Genomic DNA, 23,354 nt, shown 5'->3' with positions numbered 1-23,354 from the left:
TTGCTTTCGTAAGTACCGCGCAGGCTCTGCTTGCTGCTTCTATGCCTAGAATGTTATGAGTGTCTTAATGAATGAATTGGAGCGCGACATCATCCGCGAAATTCTCAATATTGGCTTAGCACGCGCGGCCGATAGCTTCGCAGTGATTGCGCAGGAGCGGGTGATGCTGGAAGTGCCTAATCTGGACTTGCTACCGAGCACCGACATCATCGGGCGGGTGCGCGAGTACCAGGCGCGCTACGTAGCCATTCAAAGCGACATCAGGGGCGACTTCAACGGGTCGACGTTTATGTTCTTCTCGGGCCAGCACATTCAGCGGCTGTCCAAGGTTTGCCTGCGTATGCAGGTGCCCGATTCCTTGCAACTCAACGAGCTGCAGGAGTCGCTACTGCTGGAAATCAGCAATATCATTACGGGTGCATTGGTGACCCAATTAGCCAACATATTGAAGGCCAGTATCTATGGAGCGCCGCCGCTCACGCCAACTGGCGACCTGTCGACGGCTTTGCATAGCCTGATGCCGGACCCCGACACGTTGCAGCCACTGATTTTTTCGGTTATTACGCAGTTCTCGGACAAAAATAATTCGGTGGAGTTGCCGCTAATGCTGTTTTTTGACCGGGCTACCTTCGAGAAAATTCTGGAAATCATCCGTACTTACGATTTTCTGGGCAAAACTCAATCGGCTGCCTAGCACTGCTCTACTGCGTATAGGTAGCCACCTAGGACTTTACATTAATCTATTCTAAGCTCACTTTTCACTCCACCAAGTGCCCAGCACTTGGTGTTATTTTTTACCCGTGTCAACAGATTCTCGCGCTCAAAAAATAGCCAATTTTGACCCCAACGCCTTGGGCGATGCGGCGGGCGGCTTGTTTGGCCTGCCCTTCACCCCCGACGAAGCGCAGGTAGTAGTAGTGCCCGTGCCCTGGGAAGTAACCGTGAGCTACCGCGCCGGTACGGCGCAGGGCCCCGAAGCCATCCGCGAAGCCTCGCTGCAAGTAGACCTCTACGACCCCGACCTGCCCGACGCCTGGAAGCTAGGCCTGGCTATGGAAGAGGAAGACGAGGTAATTGCCCAAACCAGCCGCGACCTGCGTCCGCTGGCGTCTGGCTACATTGGCTGGCTCGAAAATGGCCAGCCCGCCACCGAGGCTACCTTGCATGCGCCAGCTACAACGCGTATTAATGCTGAAGGCGATAAGCTACTGCAGTGGCTCAAGCAAAAAACCGGTGCCTTGCTCGATGCGGGCAAGGCCGTGGCCGTGCTTGGCGGCGACCACAGCACGCCCCTAGGGTACCTGCACGCGCTAGCTGAGCGCCATCCCGAAGGCTTCGGCATTCTGCAGTTCGACGCGCACTGCGACCTGCGCCCAGCGTACGAAGGCTTTAAATATTCGCACGCTAGCATCATGTACAACGCCCTGCAGCTGCCGCAGGTGAAGAAACTGGTGCAAGTGGGCATTCGGGATATGTGCCAGCAAGAGGCTGACCTCATCGAGCATTCGGTGGGCCGGGTGGCCATTTTTGGCCAGCGCTTCCTGAGCGAAGAGAAGTTTGTGAAGAAGTCTTGGAAGAAGGTCTGTGGTAAAATCATCGCACAGCTTCCGCAGAAAGTGTACATCAGCTTCGATATCGACGGCCTCGACCCCAAGCTGTGCCCCGGCACCGGCACACCCGTACCCGGCGGCCTGGAATTTGAGGAGGCGACCTACTTGCTGCGTCAGGTAGTGCGCTCGGGCCGTACCATCATTGGCCTCGACCTGAATGAGGTGGCGCCCGGCGACAGCGAGTGGAATGGCATTGTAGGTGCCCGCCTGCTTTACCAACTCTGCAACTGGATGGCCGTATCGCAGGGACGCTTGGCGGCCAAAGGCATGGAAAGCGCCGACTAATCTCTCACCAAAACACCTTCACTCACATGGGCAAAATCCTGATTAAGTTCATTCTCACGGCCGTGCTTACCTACGGCTTGGCGCAGGTGCTGCCCAATGTGCAGCTCAACGGCGTAGGCAGCGCCGCGATTCTGGTAATTGTATTAGGCCTGCTTAATGCAACAGTTAAGCCCATTCTCAAGCTCATTGGCTTCCCCATTACGGTGCTGACCCTAGGGCTTTTCCTGCTGGTTATCAACGTTATCATCGTGAAGCTAGCCGACTATTTAATGAGTAGCTTCTCAGTTACGGGCTTCTTGAGTGCGCTAATTTTTAGCCTTGCCCTCTCGCTAGTAACGAGTGTGGTAGATATGATAGTAGACTAAAGGCAAGCGAGCTAAAGCGAAAAAGCGGCCGCTGTGCACCTAGGTGCACAGCGGCCGCTTTTTCGCTTTAAGAGGTAGGTGCAGGTGCGGCCTGGCGCGGTGCAGCTAGGCGCCGTGTTTGGCGACGGCGCCACAGCACCCAGCCGCTCGCCCCGAGTAGTAGCACCGGCCAGAGGTTGATGGTGCCAATGAGAAGCGACGTCAGCAGCTGCCAACCGTCGTAAAAAGCTTCAACTACCCGGCTGCTGAGCGAGACGACTGGCGCATCCGGAATGGACTGCGGCAGTGGCTGGTAGAGCGTAAGCTCGATGGTGGAATAGGCTACCTGGTTGTTCAAGGTTTTAAGACGGCTTTCGGTGGCTTCTATTTCTTCGCGCACCTCGCCGAGCTTCTCCTCAATATCCAGAATGTCTTTGATTTTTTGGGCCTTACCGAGCAGTGCGGTGTACTGTTGCGCCACAGCGCGCTTGGTTTGGAGGCGGGCTGCTACATCGGCGTGCTCAGCGGTTACGTCGTCAGTATTCAGCTTTTTCTCTTCGATGGCTCCTAGGCCCGCCAAGCCGCTTAGCAGCGCTTGAAACTGTGCGGGCGGCACGCGTAAGGTAGTTACCTGCCGCCACTCACCGTCGGCGCGAGTTTCGTCGGCGCTGCTGAGGTAGCCGCCGCTGCGGTGCACCAGGCTATCTAGCTGAGGTATAGCGCGGCGCATACTGGCCGCTCTGAGCCGCACCTCGGCATGATAAACGAGCAGTCGGGCTGTTGGCGCAGCAGCCTTAGCCTCGGCTGGCGCGGCCGCCGAGTCCTGGGCAAGCACACTGACTGGAGGTGGGGGAGTGGACGCGGCCGGGGGCGGCGGCTCCATCAGCATGTTCTCTTTAAAATCGAGAACAGCTTGTTTGTCAGAAGCTTGCTGGCAGCTCAATTGCATGCTAGCTAGCAGTCCGATGGCCAACCATTGATACTGTTTCATGCCTCAAGGAAAATGGGTGAAAAGTACAGTCTTAGCCAAGCTGCGGGCGTGACCGGGAGCTTAGCTACTCTCAACAGATGCCGCTAGGGCCACAAATGCATATCGCTTACAGTTCTGCTGCTTGGCGCCGCTGCCAGCGCCGCACCGCCCATGCGGCTACACCGCCCAGCAGCGCTAGGGGCCAGAAATTGGTGAGCGCAACCAAGATGCTGAGTACCACCGACCACCCGCGGTAAAAAGCGGCTGAAAATTGCGGGGCAAACGCTGGAACCGGCACAGTGGGCTCGGGTGCAGGCAACACCTGGTAGAACCGCAGCGTGAGAGTAGCCCAGGCGCTGCGGGCGCCTAGCTGCTGCAGGCGCGCTTGGTCGGCGGCTAGGTCAGTGCGCAGCTGGCGAGCTTGCTCATCGAAGCGGCGTGCCTCGGCTGGGCTTGCTGCGCGGGCAAGCTGCTGGTACTTATCTAGGGAAGTCTTTTTAGCATCCAGGCTAGCAGTGGCTTGTAGCAAATCTGCTGTGACGTCGGTTGAGGCAATATCCTTGTTCTCGACATGCCCTAGGCGACTGAGGGCTGCCACCAAGCTCGCAAACTCCTTAGGCGGCACTTTTATCGTCATTTCTTGGCGCTGCTGGCCATTGGCGCGCTCTTCGTGTGCCGTGGCCAAGAAAGAGTCGTGCTGCACTAGTAGGCGATTGACGCTAGCCGATACCTGCTCAAAGCTGTCAACCGCCAAGTTGAGCTCGCCTTGGTAAACGATATCGCGGTCGGGCCGGCGGGCCACTACGGGCGGCACAACAGCAGTTTCCACCGGTGTTGGTGCCTGCTTAATAACAGATTGGCTAACTGTGGTTTCGGGTGCAGTAGCAACTTCTTGTTCGCTACGCTGTTGGCTGCACCCTGCCAATGCCAGCCCGAGCAGGGCCGGATAAATCAGGCATTTCATCAGAAAATAGAGGGGGAAAGCTGAAGGGGGAGAAACTCAGCTGCGCAGCTGTCTCTTTATCCGGCTTCCCCGAGTGGGTAACCCACTCAGCTACTAAAAAAGCCTGGTCAGTATTGACCAGGCTTTTTTATTTTATACAGATAGTAAGCTAGTTATAGCTTCTAGTAAAAATTTTGCTTGAACGTTATACGCGCCGAATATCAGCACCTAGGGCGTTCAGGCGCTCGTCGATATTCTGGTAGCCGCGGTCAATTTGCTCTACGTTGAGGATGGTGCTCTTGCCATCAGCGCTCAGCGCCGCAATGAGTAGCGCCACGCCGGCCCGAATGTCGGGCGACGACATGGTAATGCCGTGCAGTTGCTTCTGGCGGTCTAGCCCGATAACCGTGGCGCGGTGCGGGTCGCAGAGAATAATCTGCGCGCCCATGTCGATGAGCTTATCCACGAAGAACAGGCGCGACTCGAACATCTTCTGGTGGATGAGCACCGTGCCCTTGGCTTGCGTAGCTACCACTAGGATAATGCTCAGCAAGTCAGGCGTGAAGCCCGGCCACGTGTGGTCGCTCACTGTCAGGATGGAACCGTCGAGGTAGGTCGCTAGCTCGTAGTGCTCCTGGGCCGGAATGTGGATGTCATCGCCGCGGAACTCCAGCTTGATACCCAGCTTACGGAAGGTGTCGGGGATGATACCCAGCTCCGGAATCTGACAGTCCTTAATGGTGATTTCGGAACCTGTCATGGCCGCGAGGCCGATGAATGAGCCGATTTCTATCATGTCGGGCAGCATGCGGTGCTCGGTGCCACCGAGGCTTTCTACCCCTTCGATGGTGAGTAGGTTAGACCCAATGCCCTGAATCTTAGCGCCCATGCGCACCAGCATGCGGCAGAGCTGCTGCAAGTAAGGTTCGCAAGCGGCGTTGTAGATGGTGGTAGTGCCCTCGGCCAGCACGGCCGCCATCACGATGTTGGCCGTGCCGGTTACGCTGGCCTCGTCGAGCAGCATGGAGGCGCCGTGCAGCTTGCCAGTTACGTGCAGGCGGTAAAAGTCGGTGCCTTCGAGCGTGAGCTGGGCGCCCAGCTTTTCTAGGCCCACAAAGTGCGTGTCGAGCGGACGGCGGCCAATTTTATCGCCACCCGGCTTGGGCAGCTGGGCGCGGCCATAGCGGGCCAGCAGGGGGCCTAGGAGCATTACTGAGCCGCGGAGCTCCCGGGCTTGGGCCACAAATTGCGGCGTATCGAGGTAATCGATATGTACGTCTTCAGCCTGAAATACATAGGTGTCGGGCGCCACACGGCCCACCTTCACCCCTAGGTCGCGCAGCAGCTCAATGAGCTTGTTCACGTCCCGAATGTTGGGCACGTTGCTGATGGTGATGGGCTCGGGGCTGAGCAACACCGCACACAGAATCTGGAGCGCCTCATTTTTAGCTCCTTGCGGGATTATCTCCCCCTGCAGCTTCTGTCCGCCGCGTACTTCAAATGCAGCCATTCTTTTCCAATTATCAATTAACAATGAACAAGTAGCAATTGGCCGAACGACTTAAAAAGCCCCGCCAATCAAGCTGCAAAGCTACTGCGGCGGTTGCTGAGGCTCGGAGCGAAATTTTTTATTCCGCTTTTTATCCCGCTTTTTGTTGTTACCAAAGCCAGAAGTAGCACCCTCAGGGCGGTCAGCGCGGCGCTCTCGGTTGTCGCGGCCTTCGGGCCGGCTGCTCGATTGGCTACCGGCAGAGCGCTGCGTGCTAGGTGCCGTAGCGGGCATGTTAGCGAGCTCAAACAAGCCTTGGTCAGCTACCGCTTGGGCATCAAGCTTGAGCTGTCCGCCCGAGAGCTCGGCCAGGTGCCGGATGATAGTCACATCCTTAGCGTTTTCCTTATTGTGCTGGCGGTACAAAAACTTCATGGTGCGCCCAATCTGCACGGCGGCTTGCTCGCGCTCGGTAGGGTCACCTAGGGTAATTGCTTTGGCCACCAAGGCCTCTACGCCGCGGCCATAGGCCTTCAGCTTCGGCGCTTGGCGCGGGTATTCCACGCGCTTGGGGCGCTCGGCATACAGGCGGGGTGGCGTCAGGGGCACTGGGGCATCGAGGGCCACGTCGGTGCCCGCCAGGGCGTGCAGGTGGTTCCAGAGCCGGGTCTGGATATCGGGCTGGTCGCGCAGGCTGGGGCGCAGGCGCAGCATCATTTGCACGATGCCGGCGGCGCGGCGCGTGCGCTCGGCCACGTCCTCAATCTGAGCTAGCCCTTGGATGAGCTGATAAGTGCTTTGCCCGTATTCGCGCACCAGCAATTGCAGGTGAAAGGGCAGGGGGGTGGGTATTTCTTGCATTAAGTGTATGATAATAGGTTAGCGCGAAGGGCTGCAAGGCCAGGTAAGGTGCCGCTAAAGCGATATTAAGCTTTGCGAAACCTAGCCTCACCTTGCAAAACCTCGCGCTACAGCACCCGCAGCTTGGCAAAGCTCAGCAACAGCGTTTTCTCGCCAACTTCCTCAAATTGGATAATTGCCTTCACGGTGCCTTGCTGCTTTTCCAGCGTCGTCACCTGGCCAAAGCCGAACTTCGGATGCTCAACGCGTTGGCCGGCTTGCAAGTTACTCGTATCTGAGGGTTTGAAGTCAGCCGGGGCCACGTACTTGGTCGGCGTCACCTTACGAACGGGGGCGGCTACAAGGTTCGAGCGGCGCTCAAACACGTGCTGGAAGGGCGATTCGCCCACTGCCGGCCCGGCCGCAAATTTCACGTTCAGGTACTGCGGGTCAATCTCATCCAGGAAGCGTGATTTCTCACAGCTGCGCAGGTTGCCCCACTGGTAGCGCGAGGTAGCGTAGCTGAGCGTCAGCTTCTTTTCGGCCCGCGTGATGGCCACGTAAAACAAGCGGCGCTCTTCCTCTAGGTCGGCCCGCGAGGTTATCATCATCTGGCTCGGGAAGAGGTTTTCTTCCATGCCCACGATGTATACATTGCGGAATTCCAGGCCTTTAGCCGAGTGAATTGTCATCAGTGTCACGGCCTCGCCTTCCTGGGCGGCGTCCTTCAGGTCAGAGTCGGTTACGAGGGCAATGTCCTGCAAAAAGGCACCTAGAGACTTGTCTTCGCGCTCGGGGTCGTCGGTATATTCTTTGATACCGTTCAGCAATTCCTGAATGTTCTCGTAGCGCGACAAGCCCTCGATGCTCTTGTCAGCGTACAATTCTTCAATCATGCCCGAGTTCTTGGCAATAAACTTGGCCGCCTCAAAGGCATCTTCCTTGCCCGCTATGATGGTATAGCTCTTGATTTTTTCGGCAAAGCCTACCACTGGGTTCGCCACGCGGGCCGGCAAAAACTGGTCGGCATTGCTCACCACTTCCCAAATGGTGTGGTTGGCTTCCTCGGCCGCGTTGATGAGCTTGCTGATGGTGGTGTCGCCGATGCCGCGCTTGGGGTAGTTGATGACCCGGCGCAGCGCCTGCTCGTCGTTAGGGTTGACGGTGAGGCGCAGGTAGGCTACTAAGTCCTTGATTTCCTTGCGCTGGTAGAAGCTCAGGCCGCCTACAATCTTGTAGCGAATATTGAGCTTGCGCAGCGCTTCTTCCATGGCCCGGCTCTGGGCGTTGGTGCGGTACAGGATGGCAAAGCTGTCGTAGGATAGATGCTGGTTCATCTTGTCCTCGTATATCGACTGCGCAATCAGCTTGCCTTCTTCGTTGTCCGAAGATGCCTTAATCAGTTCGATTAGGTTGCCGTCCTCGTTGTCCGAAAAGACATTTTTGCGCAGCTGCTCTTGGTTGTTTTTAATAACCGAGTTGGCCGCCCACACGATGTTCTTGGTCGAGCGGTAGTTCTGCTCTAGTTTAAATACGTTAAGCTCGGGATAGTCTTTCTCGAAGTTGAGAATGTTCGAGATATCGGCCCCGCGGAAGGCGTAAATACTCTGCGCATCGTCGCCTACTACGCAGATATTCCGCTCCTTAGCCGCTAGCTTGCGCGTAATCAGGTACTGCGAATAGTTGGTGTCCTGGTACTCGTCCACCATCACAAACCGGAATTTATTCTGGTACTTATTCAGAATATCGGGGTGGTCTCGGAAGAGCACGTTGGTTTGAAACAACAGGTCGTCGAAGTCCATCGCGCCGGCCTTGAAGCAGCGCTGCTGATACTGCTGGTAAATGACGCCAATCTTGGGCCGCAGCGCTGCCTCGTCATCCTGCCGAATCACGGGGTCGTTGACGTACTGCTGCACCGACACCAATTTGTTTTTGGCGGCCGAAATGCGACCTAGGACTGTGCTGGCTTTATAGAGCTTATCATCAAGCTCTAGCTCTTTCACAATTTGCCCGATAAGGGTTTTCGAGTCCTGAGTGTCGTAGATGGTAAACGAGCGCGGGAAGCCGATGCGCTCGGCTTCGGTGCGCAAAATCTTGGCAAACACTGAGTGGAAGGTGCCCATCCACAGGTTTTTGGCATTGGGACCAACCACCTTCTCAATACGGGCGCGCATCTCCTTAGCGGCCTTATTAGTAAAGGTGAGGGCTAGGATATTAAATGGGTCAACGCCTTGCTCGAGCAAGTGGGCAATGCGGTAGGTGAGCACCCGCGTTTTACCCGAGCCAGCACCGGCGATAATCATGCAGGGGCCTTCGGTTTGGAGCACCGCCGCGGCCTGCGAGGGATTGAGGAGAGCGTGATAATCTAGAGCCATACGAAAAGGCCGCCCGGCGGCGGCTAGCAGACAAAGATAAGTTGGGAGGCAGGGCAAGCGGTATCTTTGTGCTACCGTTTTTGGCAACGCCCCCACTGCCTGCTAAGTGGGTAGGCGCAGGCCAGCACCGCTCCTCTGAGTAGCTAACTGCTTTTTATAGCCTATAAATTCAGTCCGAATCCATGATTGTTATTCAAAATACCGTTATTTCCGACGACGTAGCCGAGCAATTCTTCGTCTGCAACCTAGGCGCGTGCAAGGGCGCCTGCTGCGTAGAAGGGGACCTAGGCGCCCCGCTCGAACTCGAAGAGCTCGATATTCTCAAGCAAGAGTACCTTAAGATAGAGCCCTTTCTGACCGAGGCTGGCAAGCAGGCCATTGCCGAGCAAGGCCTGTACATCGAGGACTGGGAGGGCGACTATAGCACCACTACCATCAACGACCGCGAGTGCGCCTACGCCCTCTACGACGAGCAAGGCATTCTGAAATGCGGCATCGAGCAAGCATATCTAGCGGGTGCCACCGACTTTAAAAAGCCCATTAGCTGCCACTTGTACCCCATTCGCGTGACCAAGTACGAAGGCTTCGAGGCGTTGAACTACGACCGCTGGGATATTTGCTCGCCGGCTTGCTCGTTTGGGGCCAAGCTAGGAGTGCCAGTGTACAAGTTTTTGCAAGAGCCTCTCGAGCGCAAGTACGGCGCGGCGTGGTACGCCGAGCTGGCCCGCGAGATTGAGCACCCGACCACCTAGAACACAAAAAAGCCGGCTGGAAGCCGGCTTTTACTGTCGGAAGTAATAGTGCAGATTTGATGCCAAAGTGAGGCATAGCCGCGATGCCTACGGTGGCCCAGTAAACTAAGTTGGGGCAAGGTGGAGCCGTAACCGCTTGAAAGGTAGTATTCTTGCGGCAAGAGTGCTGTTTGCTAGTAGGCCGGCTGTTAACTATCAGTGATTCCCTCGCGTAAATCCGCCTAAAATTCTCTGCCTTATGCTCGCTTACATCTCGGCGGCCCAGCGCCACCACGCCGCTCCGGCCACTTGGCTCAGCTCGTACTTTCTGTTCTCGTTTGCCGACTACTTCGACAAGGGCAACATGCACTTTGGGCCGCTGCGAGTATTCAACGACGACACGGTAGCGCCGCAAAATGGCTTTCCGCAACACCCGCACTCCGAAATGGAAATCGTGACGCTGGTGCTGGAAGGCGAAGTAAGCCACGAGGATACGCTGGGCAACCGCACCAGCATCACGGCGGGCGAGGTGCAGCGCATGACGGCCGGCACGGGCCTGGCGCATAGTGAGATGAATCGCCAAGATAGCCAGCTGCACATGTATCAGCTGTGGTTTATGCCCAGTCAGCGGGGCCTGGCCCCCAGCTATGAGCAGAAGGACCTAGGCTTCTTGAGCAGCAAGAAAAACGAGCTGATACCCCTCGTAACCGGACAAAAGGTGCTCGAAGACGTGGTGTATATGAACTCAAACAGTACCGTATACTGGGCGCGGCTCGATGCCGAAAAGACGATTACCTTTAAAACATTTGCAATCCGGCTTACCTTTATTTACGTAAAGCAAGGGAGCTTGCTCGTGAATGGTACTGTGTTGAATACGAACGACCAAGCTCGGCTCACGGCCGAGCAAGTAGTGGAGATAACGGCTACGAAGGACGCCGAATTTATTTTAATTGATTTGCCGGGTAGCGAGGCCAATTACTAAGCCAGCCTCTAGTTGATGCTAACATCTTTCCCTGATTCGCTGATACCAGCGCACGATGCCGCCCGCTTGCGAACGCTGCACCAGTTTGCCATTGTGAATACCACGCCCGAACTGGTATTTGACAATTATACGGCCTGGGCCGCGCAGCTATTCAATACGCCCATCGCCCTTATTTCACTAGTCGATGAAGACTACGTGTGGTTTAAGTCGCGCACGGGCGGGCCCGACATCAATAAGCTGGTGCGCAACGAGAGCATGTGCTCGGCGGCGATTCTGACGGACGAGCTGGTAGTTGTATCGGATTATAAACCCGAGAGTTGCAGCCTCATCAAGCCTGATGTGGCCCAAGCTATTGGACTCAATTTCTACGTTGGGGCCGCGCTGATTGCCAGCGATGGCGCCCGGCTCGGTATGCTAGCCGTTATTGGCAAAGAATACCGCGTGCCTTCCTCGGCTGAAATTGAGGTGCTTACGCGCTTGGCCGAGCTTGTCACGCAGACCATCGAGCTACGCTACCGCTACCTCGCTGCCGACCAAGCCGCCGAGTGGGAAGATGCCCAGCACGAACTGGTGTACGCCTTGGATGAGAATGCGACCCTGGCGCGCTACCTCATTACCCGTAGCCAGCGCATCGACCTGACCGACCCGGAGGTAGCGCAGCTTATTGCCCGCCGGCTCGACAGTGTGACCAAGGTGCTGCGGCGGCGCCTGGGCTAAGTGCCTAGGTATAGCTATATTGCACGGCCTCGGCAACTAAGCACCGGGGCTTTGCTTTTGTGAAAAAATACGTACTCACGTACCTCCTAGGTAGTTGGGCAGTAGTGGCTAGCGCCCAAGCCTCGGCAGATGCCCCGACCGCCCACAAGCTGCCAGTCCGCTTTGGGCTGCGGCTCGGGCTAAATCAGTCGAATACCAACTTCAACATGGGCGAACCCAAGCCTGTGGTGCCCGTCGATACCAAGTGGAAAACGGGATTTGTGGTTGGGGCCTTGCTGGAAGTAGGGCTGAATGAGCACTTTGCGCTGCAGCAAGAATACTTGTACTCGCAGCAGAGCGGCGAAGTGAGCGGCGGTGCCCGCTACCAGATGCAGTACCTCTCGCTGCCCCTGCTGCTGAAATACCGCGTGCTGCCCCGCCTAGCGGTGGTGGCAGGCCCTCAGTTCGACCTGATGCTGAAGGCACAGCAAGAAGCTAACGGCCAGACTACGAATATTACCCACGATACCGAGGAGCGCGGCCTAGGTGCCACAGCGGGCCTGGAAGTCAACGTGTGGCGTAGCCTGAGCCTGAGCGCCCGCTATCTGCAGGGGCTAAACCACGTAGGCATCGGGCAACGCTCGGCAGTGCAGGAATTCAAGTGGCAGTCGGTGCTGGTGGCAGCCGAAGTGCGGTTTTAGCGCGCCTAGGGTAGGGCACCAGACCCATGCGGCACAGGTGCCAACTGTTGCTTCCACAATTCATGCCCTAGGTGGCGCGCTGGCAACGGCGGCGGCTACGGTGCGTAAAGTGGTCCCAATGCCCGCTAATGGGCACTATTTCTTGCTTTATGAAAAGAACGATGTTGCTGCTCGCCCTCGGGCTGGGTACTACGCAAGCCGTGCTGGCGCAAACGCCGAAAACTACCAAAGCTCCCAAAGCAGCTAAAACGGCCAAGCCAGCTGCGCCGGCGCCCACAATGACCCAGCCAGAAGACAAAACCGCCGAGGTGCCGGCGGCGCCCCTCGAGGAAGTGCCCCGCCCCGTACTGCCGCTTTACAGCGGGTCCATCCCCGATTCGAAGCCTAGCCGCGTGCAGGAAGTAAATACGGATGGGCGGATTTCTAACGTGGTGCAACCCACGCTCACGGTGTATTTGCCAGCGCGAGAAAAAGCCAATGGTACTTCGGTAATTGTGTGCCCCGGCGGTGGCTACGCCATGCTGGCTAGCGGCCATGAAGGCCACGACGTGGCCAAGCGCCTAAACGAGATGGGCGTTGCGGCCTTTGTGCTTAAGTATCGCCTGCCCAACGGCCAGAGCCAGCCCGACCCTAGCATCGCGCCGCTCCTCGATGCCCAGCAGGCGCTACGCATGGTACGCGAGCAGGCGACCAAGTATAACCTCAACCCCGAGCGCATCGGCCTGATGGGCTTTTCGGCAGGTGGGCACCTGGCTGCCACGGCGGGCACGCACTTCGCCAAGCCCGTGGGCACCAACCCCGGCGCCACGTCGGTGCGGCCGGCGTTTTTGATGCTGATTTACCCAGTTATCAGCTTCAGCGACAGCCTCAAGCATGCTGGCTCGCGCAACAACTTGATTGGAGCGACGCCGAGTGCCGACCAAGTGCGGCTCTATTCCAATGAGTTGCAGGTGACCGCTCAAACGCCGCCTACCTTCCTCGTACACGCCGAAGATGACAAGGTAGTGCCTGTGCAAAACAGCGTTGTCTTCTACCAAGCTTTGCACCGCCACAACGTGCCCGCCGAAATGCACCTTTACCCCCTAGGTGGCCACGGCTTTGGCATGAACAATAAAACCACGAAAGACCAGTGGGTTGAGCGCTTGCAAAACTGGATGGACGCCAACGGCTGGCTGACGAAATAAGTGAAAAGGCAAACTTGCGAGAGGTGAGCAGCAGAACAAATGTGAGTTCGGCTGTTCACCTCTCACCTTTTTATTATCCTTATTATGCTTCAACTAGGCGACCAAGCCCCCGATTTTTCCCTGCCTACTGGCAGTGGCGACACTTTTCACCTGGCCGACCAACGCGGCAAGCCAGTAGTGTTGTATTTCTACCCCAAAGATGATACTCCCGGCTGCACGGCCGAGGCCTGCGCCTTCCGCGACCAGTACGAGGATTTTCTGGATCTAGGCGCCGTAGTAGTGGGCGTGAGCTCGGACAGCGAAGCCTCGCACCAGAAGTTTGCCCAAAAGCACCGGCTGCCCTTTCCGCTGCTGGCCGACACCAGCGGGGCGCTGCGCAAGCAGTACGAGGTGCCGCGTGCCTTCCTGGGCCTGCTGCCAGGCCGTGTCACGTTCGTTATCGATGCCCAGGGCAAAATCGCCTATATTTTCAACTCTATGAGCGGGGCCACCGACCACGTCAGCAAAACCAAAGAAGTACTGCGCGGGCTAGTAAACGCTCCAGGCAAGTAGCTTATAACCAGCTAATCGTTTTGGGTGCCTTCAGTCAGCTTAGTGGTGCCAGATACCTAGGGCTGGCCCAGTAGCTACTGCCAGCCGCCGCCCAGCGCGTGGTATAGGTCCGTGACGGCTTGGCGCTGCTGTAGCTCGTCGTTCACACTGTTGAGCTGAGCTTGCAATAGGCTTTGCTGGGCTTGCAGCACTTCGGTGTAGTTAGCGAAACCGGCGCGTAGCAGCTCTTGCGTGTAATCGACCGACAGGTTGAGTGCGGCGAGCTGCTGGGCGCGGATGCGCTTTTTGTCGGCCGCACTTTGATACGAAAACAGCGCATTGCTTACTTCCTGGCCAGCCACAAACATGGTTTGCTGGTAGGTATAGAGGTATTCCTGCTGCAAGGCTTCGGAGCGGCGCAGACGGGCGCGGTTAAGGCCTTGGCTGAAAATGGGCTGCGCCAGCCCACCCACCACGCTGGCAAAAATAGCCGTGGGCGAGAATAGGTTGGAGAGTGTAGTGCTGGTGAGGCCGCCGTTGGCGGTGATGGTAAACGAGGGGTAGAAGTAGGTGCGCGCCGCGTTGGTAAATTCAAAATTCGACGCGAAGGCATACTCGGCCTGCTGCACATCGGGGCGATTGCGCAAGAGTTGGCCGGGCACCCCCGTGAGCAGCTCGGGCGGCACATCTTGGCCCGTCAGTGTGCCGCGCGCGATGGGGCCGGGCGTGCGACCTAGGAGAGTCGCCAGCAGGTTTTCGGCCTCCCGAATGTTGCGCTCTAGGTCCGGAATGGTGACCTCGGCGGCGTAGCGGTTGGCCTCGCTCTGCACCACAGCGGCCCCAGTTACCACGTCGCCTTCGAGTAGCAGCTTCATGGTTTCCACGTCCTGAATGCGGTTTTTGACCGTCTGGCGGGTTATTTCAAGCTGCGCGTCTAACGCTAGCAACGAGTAGTAGTTATCGGCAATATCGGCGATGAGCTGCGTGAGCACCACGCGGCGGTACGCTTCGCTCTGCATCACGCTGGCGGCGTAGGCGCGGCGGGTACTACGTAGCTTGCCCCACACATCGGCTTCCCAACTGCTACTGAGGCCCAGCAGATACTGGTGTGCCGCCCCGCCGGTTACTACCGTCGATTGGTCGGTGGTCGTGCTGGTGCCAGTGCCGCCTACGCCCGTCCCGGTACCGCCCGTCCCTGTTCCAGTACCCGTTCCGCCGGTGCCAGTACCTATACCGCCCGTACCGGTACCACCAGTGCCAGTGCCACCAGTACCCGTGCCGCCGGTGCCAGTACCAATGCCCCCAACACCTGTGCCCGTGGTGCCGCCCACCGTAGTGGAGCCACCACCGATGCCGGTGCTCACAAATGCGCCGCCCGCGCGCGAAAGCGTGGTAGTGGCGCGCCCCGTCAGGCTAGGCAGAAAGGCGGCTCGGCTTTGCGCCAGTAGCGCCTGCGCCTGTGCAATGCGGGCATCGGCTACTTTTAGATTGCGGTTGTTTTCAATGCCTTCTGCGATGAGTTTTTGCAGATTAGGGTCGGTGAAAAGCTGCTGCCAGGGCCGCTGGGCCAAGCTAGTAGTGTCGGTAGGAGTGCGGTCGCGGTAGAGGCCAGTAGTGGCCGTGTTGGGGCGGTCGTAGGGGCGCAGAATGCCACAGCTACTGCCGGCTAGCAGGAGCAGGGGTAGGAATAGCCTAGGTAGCTTAGCGGTAGCCATCACGCTGGTTTTGTTGTTGATACGGAGATGATGATTACGCATGGTCATTCGCTAGCTCTATTACCGGCTCGGCGCGGTGCTCCTTGGGTTCGTCGGTCTTTTTAGGGTCTTTGGGCCCGCCCTCTTCGTTTTCCTTGTCAATTTGTTCGCGCGTTTTGGGCGGGCCGCTGATACGCTCCTGCAAGCTTTCAAAAATGATGTAGAGCACCGGGATGAAAAACACCCCAATGAGCGTACCAAACAGCATACCGCCCACCGCGCCCGTGCCGATGCTGCGGTTGCCCTGCGCGCCCGCGCCGCTGGCAAACAGCAGCGGTAGCAGCCCCGCCACAAACGCCAGCGAAGTCATCAGAATCGGCCGCAAGCGGGCCTTTGCTCCCTCTAAGGCTGCCTCCGCGATACCTAGGCCGTGCAGCCGGCGCAGCGAGGCAAACTCCACAATGAGAATGGCGTTTTTGGCTAGCAGCCCGATGAGCATGATGATAGAAATCTGCAAGTAGATGTTGCTGTCGATGCCCATCACCTTGGCAAACAAGTACGTGCCGCACAAGCCAATCGGAATGGACAGCAGCACTGCAAATGGCAGCAAGTAACTCTCGTACTGCGCGCTAAGTAGCAGATACACAAATATGAGCGAGAGCGCAAATACATACAGTGCTTGCCCGCCTACCTTCTGCTCTTCGCGGCTGAGGCCCGAAAACTCGAAGCCGTAGCCCTGCGGTAGTTTCTGCGACGCTACTTCCTGAATGGCCAACAACGCCTGCCCCGAACTGACGCCTTCCTTGGGCGAGCCGTTCACCGAAATGGCCGTGAACAGGTTGAAACGGTTCAGGCTTTCGGGGCCGTAGATGCGCGTGAGCGTCACAAATTCGGTGATAGGCGCCATTGTGCCACTGGCATTGCGCACAAATATTTTGCTGAGGCCCTCGGGGCTGGCGCGGTAGCTGGTGTCGGCCTGCACCATCACGCGATATTGCTTGCCAAACTGGTTGAAGTTGGTTGAGTATAGCCCGCCGTAGTACACTTGCATGGCGTTCAAAACGTTGGCCTCCGTGAGGCCGGCTTCTTTTACCTTCGCCACGTTCACGGCCAGCTGATACTGCGGAAAGCCAGGGTTGAAGGCCGTGGTGGCGTACTGAATCTCGGGGCGCTGGTTGAGGGCAGCTAGGAAGCCCTGGGCTACTTTATAAAATTCCTGGGTGCTGTGCCCGCCCCGGTCTTGCAGCTGAAAGGTGAAGCCGCTTGTCTGCCCAAAACCCGTGATGGTAGGCTGCGAGATGCTGCGAATTTCGGCCGCCCTGATGTGATTCGTCAGCTTCGTTATTCTGTCGATAACCTGCGTGTTATTCATATCGGGTCGCTCGCTCCACTCTTTGAGGCGCACGATAACCATACCGTAGCTGCTGCCCGCGCCAGCCAAGAAGTTTTGCCCCGTGATACGCAGCGTGCCCCGCACCGCCGGAATGGTGCGAATGAGGCTATCGACTTCTGTGTTCACGGCCGTGGTGCGCTCTAGGGTCGAGGCTGGGGGCAGGCTCACGTTCACGAAAATGGTGCCCATGTCCTCGGCCGGCACGAAGCTACTCGGGGTAGTAGACATCAGGAAATACAGCCCCGCACTGAAGGCGGCCACGCCCGCCAGCGCCACCACTTTATGGGCACCTAGGAACTCGACGCCCTTGGTGTATTTGCCCACCAGAGCATCGTAGGCAGCATTAAAGGCAATGCTAAATCGCTGGCGGAAAGTCTTCTTTTCAGGCTTTTTATTGTCCTTACTATCATCGGGCCCCAACTCGCCAGCCGAGCCTTGGTCGCCAGCGGGCTGCTCGTGGCCGTGCTCGGGCGGCAGCAAAAAGAGGGCCGCCAGCGCTGGGCATAAGGTCAGGGCGTTCACGGCCGAAATCATGATGGCAATCGCCAGCGTGATGCCGAATTGCTTGTAAAACACGCCCGTGGAGCCTTCCAAAAATGTCACGGGCAAGAACACCGCCGCCATCACCAGGGTGATGCTCACAATGGCGCCGCTTATCTCGCTCATGGCGTCGATGGCCGCCCGCCTAGGTGACGAATAACCGTTTTCGAGCTTGGCGTGCACAGCCTCTACTACCACGATGGCGTCATCGACTACGATACCGATGGCGAGTACCAAAGCAAAGAGCGTCAGAATGTTAATCGAGTACCCAAAGACCTTCAAAAAGAAGAACGTGCCGATAATCGACACTGGTACCGACACGCCGTGGATGATGGTAGAGCGGAAGTCTTGTAGGAAAATGAAAATCACCAAAAACACCAGCGCAAACGCCTCGATAAGCGTGTGAATCACCTTGTCAATCGAGGCGTCTAAGAAGTCGTTGATGTTCACCAGCGGCACGTAGTGGATGCCGGCCGGGAAGGACTTAGCGGCCGTTTCCAGCACTTTTACTGAGTTTTCGATAACCTCGCGGGCGTTGGAGCCCGGCGTCTGGTTTACCGAAATACCCACCGAGGGCTTGCCGAACGTGGCGCTGTTGCTGCTGTAGTCTTGAGCACCTAGCTCGATGCGGGCCACGTCTTTAAGCCGCAGCAGCTGGCCCTGGGCCGTGCCCTTGAGCACGATATTGCCAAACTGCTCAGCCGACACCAATTTGCCGGTATACTTGATAACGTATTGAAAGCTCTGGTCAGAATTCTGGCCGAAGGCACCGGGGGCAGCCTCCACGTTTTGGTCGGCCAAGGCCGCTGTGACGTCGGAGGGCGTAAGGCCATAGATGGCCATCACGTCGGGCTTGAGCCAGATGCGCATCGAATAATCGCGCGAGCCAAAGGCGTTGGACGCCCCCACGCCCGTGACGCGCCGAATCTGGGGTGTAATGTTAATCTGAGCGTAGTTCTGGAGGAAGGTCTGGTCGTAGGCCGGGTTGTCGCTATAGAGCGCAAAAATCAACAAGTTGCTGCTCTGCTGCTTGCGCACGGTTACGCCGGCCAGAGTTACTTCCTGGGGGAGCAGGCTCGTGGCGCTGGCCACGCGGTTTTGCACGTCTACGGCCGCTTGGTCGGGGTCGCGCCCCACGTTGAAATACACTTGAATGGTAGCCGAACCCGCGTTGGTAGCGGTCGAGGTCATGTAGGTCATGCCCTCCACGCCGTTTATCTGCTCTTCGAGTGGCGTGAGCACGCTCTTGAGCACCACGTCGGCATTGGCACCCGCGTAGCTGGCCGACACCTGCACCGTGGGCGGCGAGATGTCGGGATACTGCGCGATAGGCAGCGTGGTGAGGCCCAGTACTCCTAGCAGCACCAGGATAACCGAAATAACGGTGGAGAGTACGGGGCGCTCGATGAATATTTTTAGCATAAAAATCTTCTGCTTAATCTATTACTAGTAGTCTAGGCCGGCGCTGGTGCGAGTTTAGCGCAGCGTAATTCGTGCCGATTATGATGTGGGGGCCATACCCCCAAGGTAGCGCTAGCGGCAAGTATCGTCGAGGTAACTTAGCAAAACGTGTGTAGCTACTGCTTGTCGCGTTGCGGCGGTGAAGGCACAGCCTCCACGGCATTACCTAGTCACGAGTTAGGCTGCGCTAAGCTTGCGCCAGCACTTGCCTGTGCTTGCGAGCACTTAGCCCGCTAACTCGGTTTTCGCTTTTTGCTGCGATACTACTTTGGGCTTCAGCTTGGTGTTCTCTTTCAGCGTTGCCACACCTTCTAGCACCACTTTTTGGCCGGCTTTCAGGCCCTTGTCTACCACGAAGGATTGCCCGTCGGGAGTAGGGGTGGTGGTGATGGCCACCGCATGTGCTGCCGTGTCTTGGCCCACTACGTACACAAAGCGCTTGCCTTGCAGTTCATACGTAGCGCTTTGAGGCACAATGAGCACGTTTTCCTTGGGTTGGAAGGTGCGAACCGAGCCGCTACTGCCGCTGCGCAAAAAGCCGTTAGGGTTCGGAAAAGTGGCTCGGAAGCTACTGGCTCCAGTTTCAGTATCAATCTGGCCAATAGCCGTTTTGACACGGCCCGGATATTTGTACACGGTGCCATCGGCTAGCACAAGGCGCACGTCGGGCACCTTGGTCAGCTTTTCCTGCAAGGTGCGGCCGGGCCGGCGGCGGGTGAAGCTGAGCAACGCTTTTTCGCTGAGCGAAAAGTAGGCGTACACGCTGTTGACGCTCGAAATCGTAGTGAGTGGCTCGGCAGAAGTGCTGCTTACTAGGCTACCAATCTTATTGGGCAGCGAGCCGATAACGCCATCGAGCGGGCTCACGATGTCGGTGTAGCCTAGGTTGGTGAGAGCATTGGCCAGGGTGGCTTTGGCCTGGGCCAGGGCGGCGAGCTTCGCGTCTAGGGTGTATTGTGCACCTTCCAGTTCGTACTTGCTGATGATGCCGCGCGCCACTAGCGGGGCAACTTTATTCACGCCCATGCGGGCGGTGCTCACGTCGGCCTCGGCCGTGAGCACGCCGGCGCGGGCCGTGCGCACATCCTGCTCGTACTGCGGCGCCGAGATATGGAAGAGGCGTTGGCCCTTCCTCACGTTGGCGCCTTCATCTACATAAATGGCTTCGACATAGCCATCTACCTTAGGTCTAATTTCGACGTTTTGCTGGCCCTGTACCGTGGCAGGATAGTCTTGGTAGAGCGTCACGGAATCGGGGCGCACCACCAGCACGGGGTACTCCTTAATGGGCTGCGGGCCACCTTTCCCGTCTTTACCGGCGGTGTCTTTCTTTTTATTGCCACAGGCGGCGACGCTGAGCAACGCCAGCAACCCGGCCGCAATAGCTGGTAATCGAGTACTCATAAGGTCTGAAACGTAAAGCAGCCGCAGAAAGGCTAGGCTAGGCGGCCAGAAAAAGACCGCGCCTAGCAACATATCGACAAAAGCCGCTATACGTTCAGTTAGATTGGGAGTTAGGCCCGCTGCTCTTTGTCCAAAAAGCCACACCTTGGCGCGGATAGTTGGGCCCTACGCAGCCAGTGCACCAACCCGCACGCTGAGAGTCCGTGCTAGGCCTAATGATGGTGATGGTGGTGCCCGTGCGGCGTGGGCTTGCCAAACAAATTGACCAGCGCGCCTACCACAAACAGGGCTGCCCAGCACAGGTAAAGCCAGCCGTAGCCAGCTGGCCTAGGGTACTGGATGAGGCGCATAATCACCTCGGCCCCGCCACTCATAATGAGCCCCGTAAAGGCGATGAATTGCCAGGAGTTGAAGAGGGTAGGGCGATAGAGCTTGCCGAAATCCATGAGGAAAGAAAAATAAAAAGACAAATAAACAGCCGCGTGGGCCGCGCCCAACCAACCTAGGGCCAGGCGGCGCGTACAGCAGAGAGCCCCTGCCCACATGCAGGCTGTGTACTTCGGTGCCGCCTGCTCGGTTGCTTGGGCCTTATTGCTTGTTTTTCAACTTCCCATCCTATAGCCATGATACTCAGCGACGAGCTGTTCGACAACGACAGCGACAACCAAGACAGCGGCCAGAAGCACGAGCCCGCCAACCAAAACCCCACCAACAGCGTGGGCCCCAAAAATGAGGAGCTCGAAGCCCAGCGCGACTACCAGCGCGACCAGAGCAACAATAAAAACAGCGATGACGCCAGCGCCCACCGTAACATGGGGGCTAACGGCTACACCCAGCGCAGCGACCAAAAAGACCAACTGCAAAACCTGCACATCGGCGGTTCCGAAACCGAGCCCCAGGGCGGCAACAACCACGACACGGCTGGCGAGCAAGCTCAAGGCCCGGGCTTTACGCAGGAAGGTAGTTACGAACTCGACGAGCAGGGCGAAGGCATTCGGATGCACGAGCAGCAGTTTGGCGAAGACCAGCCCGGCAAATCGGTGCAGCGCCCCCAAGACGAGCGCCTGTAATAGTTGAGCTTATTAAAATGCAATTGGCCGCGCTGCTTTAAAGTAAATAGAGCAGCGCGGCTCGTTGTACAAACCAAGGCTTTGGTTGTACATTGCAGCAGCAAGGCCTTTATTTAATTGCTCGAATAGCTACTGTAGCAATGAAACATCTAGTACGAATACTTGTCAGCGGTCTGCTGGTAGGCTTTGTAAGCGGTGGCGTGTTGGGCTGCGGCGTAACAAGCGAAGTAGCCACTACGCACCCTAGTAGCGCTACTTCCGTAGCTATCGGACCTAGCTCGGAAGAAACCCTAGGGAGTAAAGTTGCTCCCGGAGACCGGCCCCGTACCCCGCGCCCAGTGGCTACTACTGCGCGGGTAGCTGTGCGCCCGCCGGCCGAAACAACACCCGCCGCTAGTAGTAGCACAGCGGCCGAAGCTAGCGCTATCGCGATTGGCTCGCCCACCCGGCGCATTCAGTCGGGGCGCATAGTAGATGAGGCCGGCCAGCCGCTGGTGGGGGCTACCGTATTGCTCAAGGGTACTACCCGCGGCACTAGCACCGATGCCAATGGCGATTATTCATTTCCCGTGCCGCTTGGTATTAACACATTCGTGTTTGCCTACAGCGGCTATGAGCAAGAGATAGCTCAAAGCCGCGATGGCCAACCGCTGCTCGTGACGCTGGTGCCCGCCGCCGACCCCGTACCGGTAGCGCCCAGCAAATCAAATGCTCGCAGAAAGCAGTAGACGCTGAGAGTAGTACTGCAAAAATTGTTTAGCTATTAATCGAAGCCTGTGCTAGTTAGCACAGGCTTTTTTAGTGAGCTACGAGAAAAGGTGGAGGAAACGGTGCTCGATGTAACCTAGACATTAGCCAAGGTCGTACATGCCCCACGTTCCGGTTTATTTATTTCCTTTCTTGTCGGAGTGCTACCCATGAAATATTTTCACTCAGCTTCTACCGGCCGCTCAGCGGGCGGGCTTACCCGATTTTTGCTGCTGGCGGGCGTGGCCGGGGTCCTAGGTGGCTCGCTGGCCTCGTGCCGCGTCGAAGACCCCGCGCCCGACCTCGTGCAGCCCACCACGGCCAAGCCTAGCTACGCGCCCAACGAGAACGACCAGATGTGGGCGGTTATCGAACAGTTTAGTGCTTTCAACGACCCGGCGCTGCCTACTCTCAGCGCCCGCCAGGCCCGCATGACCCACAGCGTGACCGACGCCGTGAATGCGCTGCTGGCTAAGAACGATAAAACACCCACTACTCCTAACCTCGCCATCAGCCAGCGCGTGCTACCTGCGCCGTCGCCCAATACCTACAACTCGGCTCCCGATGGCGTACCGGTGCGCATCTACACGCCCACTAGCTCCAACACGACCAACCTGGCGGCCGATGGCACGCGCCCGGCCATTGTGTACTACCACGGCGGGGGCTGGGTCATTGGCTCGCTCAATGTGTACGAGCCCTCGGCCAAGGCACTGGCCGACCGTACCGGGGCCATCGTGTTTTCGGTTGATTATCGCTTGGCTTCCGAAACTATGAATAAGTTTCCGGCCGCCCACGAAGATGCCTACGCAGCCTACAAGTACGTGCGCGACAATGCGACTACGCTAAAAGTAAACCCCGCCAAGATTGCGGTGGCTGGCGAAAGCGCCGGGGGCAACATGGCCGCCGCGGTGTGCATCCTGGCCCGCGAGCGTGGCACCACGCTACCCGTGCACGAGCTGCTGGTATACCCCGTGGCCGACAACAACCTAACTACCGCTTCTTACAACCAGTACGCCAGCGCGGTGCCGCTGAATCGGCCTAATATTCAGTATTTCACGGGGCTGTATTTTAATGCTGCTACTGACGGCGACAGCCGCCTCATTTCGCTAGTAGACGTAGCTGACCTACGCGGCCTGCCCCCCACTACTATTATCGCCGCCGAAATTGACCCGCTTCAAACAGAAGGCGCGACGCTGCGCGATAGGCTGACCAGCGCTGGCGTGAGTGTCGATTACACGTTGTACACGGGCACCACGCACGAATTCTTTGGTACCTACGATGTGGTGCCGCTCGCCAACGACGCGCAGAACCACGCGGCCGACCGTTTGAAGACAGCATTTCAGTAAAGCTGGCCCGGGAGCGCA

The 23,354-nt window shown here is 57.7% G+C and carries 21 protein-coding genes; 12 read left to right on the top strand and 9 right to left on the bottom strand.

From position 1 onward, the window contains the following. The first annotated feature begins 55 nt into the window (after window positions 1-55). From FNT36_RS02510 to FNT36_RS02500, 3 genes are all read left to right on the top strand, one after another. Window positions 56-694, top strand: a complete 639-nt coding sequence (locus FNT36_RS02510; protein WP_233635617.1) for a chemotaxis protein CheC — start codon at window positions 56-58, stop codon at window positions 692-694. 106 nt (window positions 695-800) lie between these two features. Next, a complete protein-coding gene (locus FNT36_RS02505) occupies window positions 801-1,895 on the top strand; it encodes an agmatinase family protein (protein WP_144843894.1) in 1,095 nt (364 codons plus the stop codon). Window positions 1,896-1,921: 26 nt separating this feature from the next. Then, entirely contained in the window at window positions 1,922-2,260 is a 339-nt protein-coding gene (locus tag FNT36_RS02500) for a phage holin family protein (RefSeq protein WP_144843891.1), read from the top strand. Between the two features lie 67 nt (window positions 2,261-2,327). On the opposite strand, the gene FNT36_RS02495 is transcribed toward FNT36_RS02500, so the two are convergent. The 5 genes from FNT36_RS02495 to FNT36_RS02475 form a co-directional block, all read right to left on the bottom strand. Beyond that, window positions 2,328-3,230 (bottom strand): DUF4349 domain-containing protein, encoded by a 903-nt coding sequence (locus tag FNT36_RS02495; RefSeq protein WP_144843888.1) that lies wholly within the window; start codon window positions 3,228-3,230, stop codon window positions 2,328-2,330. Window positions 3,231-3,336: 106 nt separating this feature from the next. Next, window positions 3,337-4,173 carry a DUF4349 domain-containing protein gene (locus tag FNT36_RS02490; RefSeq protein WP_144843885.1) on the bottom strand — a complete coding sequence of 279 codons (837 nt, stop codon included), beginning with the start codon at window positions 4,171-4,173 and terminating at the stop codon, window positions 3,337-3,339. A 184-nt stretch (window positions 4,174-4,357) separates the two neighbouring features. Then, a complete protein-coding gene (gene murA / locus FNT36_RS02485; RefSeq protein WP_144843882.1) occupies window positions 4,358-5,662 on the bottom strand; it encodes a UDP-N-acetylglucosamine 1-carboxyvinyltransferase in 1,305 nt (434 codons plus the stop codon). An 81-nt stretch (window positions 5,663-5,743) separates the two neighbouring features. Then, window positions 5,744-6,502 carry a DUF4290 domain-containing protein gene (locus FNT36_RS02480; protein ID WP_144843878.1) on the bottom strand — a complete coding sequence of 253 codons (759 nt, stop codon included), beginning with the start codon at window positions 6,500-6,502 and terminating at the stop codon, window positions 5,744-5,746. A gap of 107 nt (window positions 6,503-6,609) precedes the next feature. Continuing rightward, window positions 6,610-8,856 carry an ATP-dependent helicase gene (locus FNT36_RS02475; RefSeq protein WP_144843874.1) on the bottom strand — a complete coding sequence of 749 codons (2,247 nt, stop codon included), beginning with the start codon at window positions 8,854-8,856 and terminating at the stop codon, window positions 6,610-6,612. A 182-nt stretch (window positions 8,857-9,038) separates the two neighbouring features. Between FNT36_RS02475 and FNT36_RS02470 the strand changes: the two genes are divergently transcribed. The 6 genes from FNT36_RS02470 (at window position 9,039) to FNT36_RS02445 (ending at window position 13,702) form a co-directional block, all read left to right on the top strand. Continuing rightward, window positions 9,039-9,608, top strand: coding sequence for a DUF3109 family protein (locus tag FNT36_RS02470; RefSeq protein ID WP_144843871.1), 570 nt, complete (start codon window positions 9,039-9,041; stop codon window positions 9,606-9,608). 238 nt (window positions 9,609-9,846) lie between these two features. After that, window positions 9,847-10,569 (top strand): pirin family protein, encoded by a 723-nt coding sequence (locus FNT36_RS02465; RefSeq protein ID WP_144843868.1) that lies wholly within the window; start codon window positions 9,847-9,849, stop codon window positions 10,567-10,569. Between the two features lie 15 nt (window positions 10,570-10,584). Beyond that, a complete protein-coding gene (locus FNT36_RS02460) occupies window positions 10,585-11,286 on the top strand; it encodes a GAF domain-containing protein (RefSeq protein ID WP_144843865.1) in 702 nt (233 codons plus the stop codon). 59 nt (window positions 11,287-11,345) lie between these two features. Then, complete coding sequence (locus tag FNT36_RS02455; protein ID WP_144843862.1) at window positions 11,346-11,966, top strand: porin family protein; 621 nt, start codon at window positions 11,346-11,348, stop codon at window positions 11,964-11,966. A 149-nt stretch (window positions 11,967-12,115) separates the two neighbouring features. Beyond that, window positions 12,116-13,150: an alpha/beta hydrolase gene (locus FNT36_RS02450; RefSeq protein WP_233635616.1), complete on the top strand. Its 1,035-nt coding sequence runs from the start codon at window positions 12,116-12,118 to the stop codon at window positions 13,148-13,150. Window positions 13,151-13,234: 84 nt separating this feature from the next. Beyond that, window positions 13,235-13,702 carry a peroxiredoxin gene (locus FNT36_RS02445; RefSeq protein WP_233635615.1) on the top strand — a complete coding sequence of 156 codons (468 nt, stop codon included), beginning with the start codon at window positions 13,235-13,237 and terminating at the stop codon, window positions 13,700-13,702. Window positions 13,703-13,776: 74 nt separating this feature from the next. Here the strand turns inward: FNT36_RS02445 and FNT36_RS02440 are convergent, their stop codons facing one another. The 4 genes from FNT36_RS02440 to FNT36_RS02425 form a co-directional block, all read right to left on the bottom strand. After that, window positions 13,777-15,438, bottom strand: a complete 1,662-nt coding sequence (locus FNT36_RS02440; protein WP_233635614.1) for an efflux transporter outer membrane subunit — start codon at window positions 15,436-15,438, stop codon at window positions 13,777-13,779. Beyond that, entirely contained in the window at window positions 15,431-18,730 is a 3,300-nt protein-coding gene (locus tag FNT36_RS02435) for an efflux RND transporter permease subunit (protein WP_144843853.1), read from the bottom strand. The genes FNT36_RS02440 and FNT36_RS02435 overlap by 8 nt, the downstream gene beginning before the upstream one ends. A 264-nt stretch (window positions 18,731-18,994) precedes the next feature. Next, window positions 18,995-20,173, bottom strand: coding sequence for an efflux RND transporter periplasmic adaptor subunit (locus tag FNT36_RS02430; protein WP_144843849.1), 1,179 nt, complete (start codon window positions 20,171-20,173; stop codon window positions 18,995-18,997). A 212-nt stretch (window positions 20,174-20,385) separates the two neighbouring features. Beyond that, the gene (locus FNT36_RS02425; protein WP_144843846.1) at window positions 20,386-20,619 is read right to left on the bottom strand and encodes a hypothetical protein; all 234 of its coding nucleotides are present in this window, start codon (window positions 20,617-20,619) and stop codon (window positions 20,386-20,388) included. 177 nt (window positions 20,620-20,796) lie between these two features. On the opposite strand from FNT36_RS02425, the gene FNT36_RS02420 reads away from it, so the two are divergent. The 3 genes from FNT36_RS02420 (at window position 20,797) to FNT36_RS02410 (ending at window position 23,336) form a co-directional block, all read left to right on the top strand. Then, window positions 20,797-21,243, top strand: a complete 447-nt coding sequence (locus FNT36_RS02420; RefSeq protein ID WP_144843843.1) for a hypothetical protein — start codon at window positions 20,797-20,799, stop codon at window positions 21,241-21,243. 140 nt (window positions 21,244-21,383) lie between these two features. Further along, window positions 21,384-21,971 carry a carboxypeptidase-like regulatory domain-containing protein gene (locus tag FNT36_RS02415; RefSeq protein WP_144843840.1) on the top strand — a complete coding sequence of 196 codons (588 nt, stop codon included), beginning with the start codon at window positions 21,384-21,386 and terminating at the stop codon, window positions 21,969-21,971. A gap of 189 nt (window positions 21,972-22,160) precedes the next feature. Then, window positions 22,161-23,336: an alpha/beta hydrolase gene (locus FNT36_RS02410; protein ID WP_144843837.1), complete on the top strand. Its 1,176-nt coding sequence runs from the start codon at window positions 22,161-22,163 to the stop codon at window positions 23,334-23,336. The last annotated feature ends 18 nt before the right edge of the window (window positions 23,337-23,354 follow it).

Source organism: Hymenobacter setariae (assembly GCF_007713685.1).
Taxonomy (GTDB): Bacteria; Bacteroidota; Bacteroidia; order Cytophagales; family Hymenobacteraceae; genus Hymenobacter; species Hymenobacter setariae.
The sequence above is the reverse complement of the archived record's forward strand: the minus strand, read 5'-3'. Positions and strand labels throughout refer to the sequence as shown.